Source organism: Stieleria sp., from assembly GCF_041595215.1.
In the GTDB taxonomy this organism is placed as follows: Bacteria; Planctomycetota; Planctomycetia; order Pirellulales; family Pirellulaceae; genus Stieleria; species Stieleria magnilauensis.
Map to the genome: position 1 here is coordinate 1 of NZ_JBFHKV010000427.1, position 6572 is coordinate 6572.

At 60.4% G+C, this 6572-nt stretch carries 5 protein-coding genes; 4 read left to right on the forward strand and 1 reads right to left on the reverse strand.

From position 1 onward, the window contains the following. Positions 1–53: 53 nt before the first annotated feature. From ABX749_RS16970 to ABX749_RS16985, 4 genes are all read left to right on the forward strand, one after another. Entirely contained in the window at positions 54–1133 is a 1080-nt protein-coding gene (locus ABX749_RS16970; protein ID WP_372897013.1) for an efflux RND transporter periplasmic adaptor subunit, read from the forward strand. After that, a complete protein-coding gene (locus tag ABX749_RS16975) occupies positions 1130–4267 on the forward strand; it encodes an efflux RND transporter permease subunit (protein ID WP_372897014.1) in 3138 nt (1045 codons plus the stop codon). The genes ABX749_RS16970 and ABX749_RS16975 overlap by 4 nt, the downstream gene beginning before the upstream one ends. A 148-nt stretch (positions 4268–4415) precedes the next feature. Continuing rightward, on the forward strand, positions 4416–5462 hold the full coding sequence (locus tag ABX749_RS16980) for a dienelactone hydrolase family protein (protein ID WP_372897015.1): 1047 nt from the start codon (positions 4416–4418) through the stop codon (positions 5460–5462). Positions 5463–5808: 346 nt separating this feature from the next. Next, positions 5809–6156 carry a winged helix-turn-helix domain-containing protein gene (locus ABX749_RS16985; protein ID WP_145210756.1) on the forward strand — a complete coding sequence of 116 codons (348 nt, stop codon included), beginning with the start codon at positions 5809–5811 and terminating at the stop codon, positions 6154–6156. A gap of 122 nt (positions 6157–6278) precedes the next feature. Here the strand turns inward: ABX749_RS16985 and ABX749_RS16990 are convergent. After that, positions 6279–6572, reverse strand: a 294-nt coding sequence (locus tag ABX749_RS16990; protein WP_372897016.1) for a hypothetical protein, incomplete at its 5' end; no start/stop codon positions are given.

The following is a 6572-nucleotide window of genomic DNA, read 5'->3' on the forward strand; positions in this document are numbered from 1 at the left end:
CAATGAAGTAGTCTCCGTTAGAACGTCGTCAGCTTCCCTTTACTGATTCTCCGATGAAACGCCTGATCGCCGGTTCCGTCTTCGTCCTCCTTCTTGTGGTGGGGGCACTCGGCGCGGTCGGCTACGCCAAGTACCGCCAAATCCAGGCCGCCGGTGCGATGCCCCCGCCGCCGGAAATGCCTGTCGCCGTCGTCACGATGACCGCAACAGACCAACCCTACCGCCGCAACAGCATGGTGATCGGAACGGTGCTGGCGCCCCAGTCGGTGATGCTACGCAATGAGTTGACGGGGGTTCTCACCGAAGTCGCTGTCAAACCGGGAGACTCGGTACGTCGGGGCGACGTCTTGTTCAAGTTCGACACGGATCTCGAATCCGCCGACTTGAAGAGCGCGGTGGCGACCCGGCAACTGGCTGAAGACGCATTGGCGAGAAACCAACGATTGAAACAATCCGGTGCCGGCAGCGAGCAACTGCTGGAGGAAGCGACCGCGAACCTGGCCCGATCGGTCGCCGAAGTCGAACGGTTGGAAGCGTTGATCAAAAAGAAGACGCTGACCGCGCCCTTCGATGCCCGCGTGGGCCTGTTCGACCTCCATCCCGGACAGTACCTGGCCGCCGGCAGCGAAATCACGGAACTGTCCGGCTTAGCCGACTATCTGAACATTGACTTTGCGATGCCCCAATCGGTCGCGGCCACCGTCGGCGTCGGTGACGCGATCGAGTTGTTGCTGCCGTCAGCCCCACAGCCACTCCAGTCCAACATCGTCGCGGTGGATGCGTCGGCGAATCTGCAGTCACGTTCGCTGATGGCTCGGGCGCGGTTGGACAATCCGCCGACGACCCTGCATCCGGGTGACTCGGTCAAGATTCGCATTCCTTACGGCCCCAACGTCCCCGCGGTCACGGTGGCGTCGACGGCGGTCCGTCGTGGACCGACCGGCACCAGTGTGTTCGTCGCGGTCGAGACCAACGGCCAGCTGCGTGCCGAGTCGCGTTCGGTGGTGGTGCTGGGCAGCGACGGTTCACGGACTTGGATCGCCGAAGGGATTGCGGCCGGGGACACCGTGATCACCGACGGTTCGTTCAAGGTCAGCGAAGGACGATTGCTGGCCCCGGGAGACACCCCATGAGGCAACACGAAACCACCGCCGCGCCACGCCGCGCGATCACCGATCTGTTCATCCGCCATCCGGTGCTGGCCGTCGTCGCCAATTTGATATTGGTGATCATCGGAATTCGCTGCGCCGCTTCGTTGCCCGTTCAACAGTTCCCGAAACTGGAAAGCAGTTCGATCACGGTCACGACGCTGTACTACGGTGCCAGCGCCGAAACCGTCCGCGGCTTCCTGACGACACCGATTGAACAAGCGGTATCGTCGATCGCCGGCGTCGACACGATCGAATCGACGAGTATCGCCGGCATCAGCACGATCACGATCAAGCTGCAACTGAACCACGATTCGACGCGGGCGCTGGCGGAAGTCAACGCGCGGCTGAGCCAAATTCGTTCGCAACTTCCCGACCAGGCCGAACCGCCGACGGTCGATCTGGCCCGCGCCGACAAGCCCTACGCGACGTTCTACATCAGTTTCACGTCGGATCACTTCGACATCCCCGCGCTGACCGATTTCTTGGCCCGCAACGTCCAGCCACGACTGGCGACCGTCCGCGGCGTCCAGCGCGTCGGCGTCGAAGCCGGCCAGACACCGGCGATGCGGATCTGGATTTCACCGCAGCGGCTGGCGGAGTTGAATCTGACACCGGGCGATGTCTACCAGGCGCTGCAACGAAATAATTTTCTCGCCGCCATCGGCCAAATCAAAAGCGACTCGGTCCAGATCGACTTACTGACCAACACCGATCTGCGAAGCGTCGAAGAGTTTGGTGACTTGATCGTTTCGCAAACCGATGATTCGATCGTGCGATTGCAAGATGTCGCCGACGTCGAACTGGGATCGGAAGAGCCGACGGCGACGGCGATGTACCGCGGTCGCAAAGCCGTCTACTTGAGCGTGTGGCCGCTACCGGGAAGCAATGAAATCGAAGTCTCCAACGCCGTCGCGGTCGCGATGTCCGAGCTGCAACCCCGATTGCCTTCGCACATGGACATGCAGATGGCCTACGACGGCACCAAGTTCATGCGCAAGGCGCTGTCGGAGATTTTCACGACGCTGTTGGAAACGGTCGCCATTGTCGCCTTGGTGGTGTTTCTGTTCATGGGGTCGCTGCGTTCGGCACTCGTTCCACTGGTCGCGATGCCTGTCTCGCTGATCGGTGCCGCCGTCGTGATGTTTTTACTGGGTTTCTCACTCAATCTGCTGACGTTGCTAGCCATCGTGCTGTCGGTCGGATTGGTCGTCGACGACGCCATCGTGGTGGTCGAAAATGTCCAGCGACACCTCCGCGAAGGCCTCTCCAAAACCGGTGCGGCCCTGGTCGGCGCCCGTGAACTGGTCGGTCCGATCATCGCGATGACGATCACGCTGGCAACCGTCTACGCTCCGATCGGGTTCCAATCGGGACTGACCGGCATGCTGTTTCGCGAGTTCGCGTTTACACTGGCCGCCGCCGTGATCGTTTCCGGAATCGTGGCGGTGACGTTGTCACCGATCATGAGCGGGTTGCTGTTACAAACCGAAGAACGCGAGGGGCGGCTGACTCGATTGACCGCGCGGCTGTTCGATCGATTGCAAGCGATCTATGCGCGGCTGCTGGTTTGGGTGCTGGATCTGCGTTGGTCGATCGCCGTGGCAACCTTGATCACCGCCCTGGCTGCCGTTCCGCTATACATGTTGTCGGGCAAGGAACTGGCACCGATCGAAGACGAGGGAGCGATCTCGTTGGTCGTCAGCGCCGCACCCGATTCAACACTGACGGCGTCGACGCACTGGGCCGGCGAGTTGGCCCAACGCTTGCAAGCGATCCCCGAAACGGAGTACATGTGGTCGCTGGTCACCGCCGGTGGAGGCTTCGGGGGCGTGATCACCAAAGACTGGGACGATCGAGAGCGTGATACCCAATCGATGCTTCCCGAAGTCTTCGCAATCGCATCACAGAGTGTCGGACTGGAAGCGTTTCCCGTGCTGGTTCCACCGCTTCCCGGCGCGGGCCAATTCGATGTCGAATTGGTGATCAAAAGCGACACGCCGACGCGGCAGCGGCTGGAATGGTCCCAACAGATCATGCAGCGTACCAGTGAAACGGGCATGTTCATGTTCGTCGATTCCGATTTGAAATTCGACCTGCCCCAGGCACGTGTGATGGTCGACCGCGAGGTGTTGGCCGACCTGGGACTCGACCAAGCCGCGGTGGGCCGTGAGTTGGGCGTGTTGCTCGGCGGCGGTGAAGTCAATCGATTTAATTTCTTTGACCGTTCGTATCGCGTCATCCCACAACTCGATGCCCGCCAGCGTGAAGACATCGGGTCGTTGATGGATTTAAAAATCCGCAATCCGGCCGGCGAGTTGATTCCCGTGTCGGCATTCGCATCGATCCAGCCGGTGACCGCACCGCGCAGTCTGCATCGATTCGGACAACAAGACTCGCTCAAAATCTCCGCCGCCGTCTTGCCCGGTGTCACCAAAGCGACGGGGTTGGACGTGATCGAGCAGATCGCGCGCGACGTCACCGGTGGTGTCGCGGAAATTGATTACGCCGGCGAATCGCGACAGATCCGCAACGAGGGTTCCAAGCTGGCCGGAACGCTCGGGTTTGCCTTGGTGCTGATCTATCTGGTGCTCGCGGCGCAGTTCCATTCGTTTCGCGATCCGCTCGTTGTGCTGCTCGGTTCCGTCCCGCCGGCGATCACGGGCGTGCTGGTGCTGACGTGCTTGAATCTGACGACCATCAACATCTATTCCCAAGTCGGATTGATCACCTTGGTCGGACTGGTCGCCAAGAACGGAATCTTGATCGTGGAGTTCGCCAACATGCTGCGTCACGACGGCTGGGAGAAACGGGCCGCGATCATGCATGCGGCACAGACTCGCCTGCGCCCGGTGTTGATGACGTCGGCGGCAACGATCCTGGGACACTTTCCGCTGGTTCTGGTCACGGGCGCCGGGGCGGAAGCTCGCAACAGCATCGGCATCATCCTGGTGGCCGGCATGGCGCTGGGGACCCTGTTGACCCTGGCCGTGGTTCCCGCGCTGTACCTGATCATCAGCACCAACCGACGATTGGATCCGCACCCTGGAGAGCGGCTGCCCGAGGTGGAAAACCGGCCGCAAGAACGCCCCTCTGTCGGCGAACTGGAACTCGTCTGATCGCCGACGTTACAATGGAATCAGGGGATGATGCCCGGCGCGGCGCTCCATTTTCCTGTGGCCCGCGATCCCAACGCCCCGTTTTCCTGGCCGCCATTGTTGTGCCATTTCATTCCCCGCGTTTCCTGTCCGACAAACGAGCCCCACGATGCATCGACTCCGAATGGTCTGGTTCGCCGCCATCGGCTGTGGCCTGTTCGGCTGCCTGATCGGCGATGGCTTGATCTGCTGCGGCGACGAAGCGGTCAACGTCGTTCCGTTGGAATGGATCGGGAAGTCGTTCCAGGCCTCCGATTCGATCAACGTCGGCGATGAACCAGCCGAGGACGCACGCGCCTGTCTGAGCGGATTGATCTGGCAAGCCACCGAGTTCACGACCCATTGCACCACTGCGGACGAACTCCGGGGTGACGTCACGGTACGATTTCCGTCACCCATCAACACTGGCCATCCCGCGAACGACTCGGTCGCGATGGAATGGTACGTGGCACGGGATGAACAACAGCGTCCCAAACGAGCCAAGGCCGTCGTGGTGGTTCACGAATCGGGCAGCAAGATGCCGGTGGGACGCATGTTTGCCCATGGATTTCATCACTGTGGTTTCCATGCCTTTCTGATCCATCTGCCCCACTACGGCAAACGTCGCGAAAACGGTAAGAAGCCCGACGACGTCGTTTTCTTTAACGCCATGCGGCAGGGGATCGCCGATGTCCGCCGCGCCCGAGACGCCGTCGCGTGCCTCCCGTACGTCGATGATTCCAGCATTTCACTTCAAGGCACCAGTTTGGGCGGATTCGTTTCGGCAACCGCGGCGTCGATCGACGACGGCTACGACCACATCTTCATCACCCTGGCCGGTGGAAACCTGTTGAGCGTGATTGAAAACGGAACGAAAGACGCCGCCAAGGTACGCCAGCGATTGCAAGAAGCAGGCATCACCGGCGAACAACTTCGATCGCTCGTCAATCAGATCGAACCGACGCGTGTCGCACACCGCCTTCCCCCCGACCGCACCTGGCTCTACTCCGGAACCTTCGACACTGTGGTTCCGATGTCCAGCGCCAACGCCTTGGCGACGTCCGCCAAGCTGGATCCATCGCATCACATCAGGCTGCTGGCCAATCACTACTCGGGCATCATCTACCTGCCCGCGATCATCGATCACATGCGAAACCAGATCGAATCGGTCAAGTAGTGTGTACAACTCAACTGCCGACTCCTGCGGTCCGCCCGGCTCCAACCGCGATGACCTGCGGAATTCCCCACGATGACGACAGGGAAACGGGTGGTGATGAAGATGGAATGCCATTTTTTGAGAAGGATATTTTTGATCGTCGTTGTGGAAAACTGACCGCCTATCCGACCGAACAGGGGAGGCCCCAACGGCCCTGTCCAAAGAAATCAACGTTTCACTGCCGCGTCACGCGGGCCCGATCGCATGGCGAGCCGGACGAAGTGGTTGTGTGATCGTTTGAGCCGTTGCAAAATGGGGCTGTGCGCGTTCCCCCAAGAAATCTCACAACCTGAACAGGGGAGTATCGATGGCTAAGAAGAAAGCGGACAAAACGTCAAAGACGAAGACAGTGCCGAAGCCGGAACTGGAGTCAGCCAAAGTGCAGACCAACGGTGCTTCCAAGAAACCGAGTTCCAACGGCGCTGCCAAGAAAACGTCGGCACCTCGGCGGATCTTCGACAACTCCGAAATCGGCCTGGTCGCCGGAGAGGTTTGGCAGACGCTCGAAGATGGCGGTGAGCAAACCCTGACGAGTGTCAAAAAGAGCGTCGAAGCACCGGGTGATTTGGTCACCGCTGCGGTCGGCTGGCTGGCCCGCGAAAACAAACTCCGCTTCGTCCAATCCGGTCGGACCACCAAAGTGACGCTCCAGTAGTCACGCCCGATCGCCGTGCTAACACTCGTCCGGAATGCAGGTGGCATTGTATCAATACCACCTGCTCTGAAACCAAACGGCGTGTTCACGCACGGCGTCGAACCGGTGCGACGAGCAGAGACTCACATGGGGCTCCACACCCGCGAGAGCTTCAGCTTCAGATCGATCTGGCCGTCCTTGCCACCGGAATGGATCGTGATGTCGTTGTGGTTGATTTCTTTGGCCCAGTACGGATCTTTAAACGGATGCCAAGCGGACCACAGCTGAACATTGCCGGAGACGATGTCGGACTGGTCGTCCTTGAACAGCTCTTGGACCGCACCGAAGATCTTGTCGGCGACAAACTCGACCGCCGCCGAAAACAGTTCGGTCAACAGCGGCGCGAGCGCGGGCACCTTGAGCGCCTCGGCAAGCGA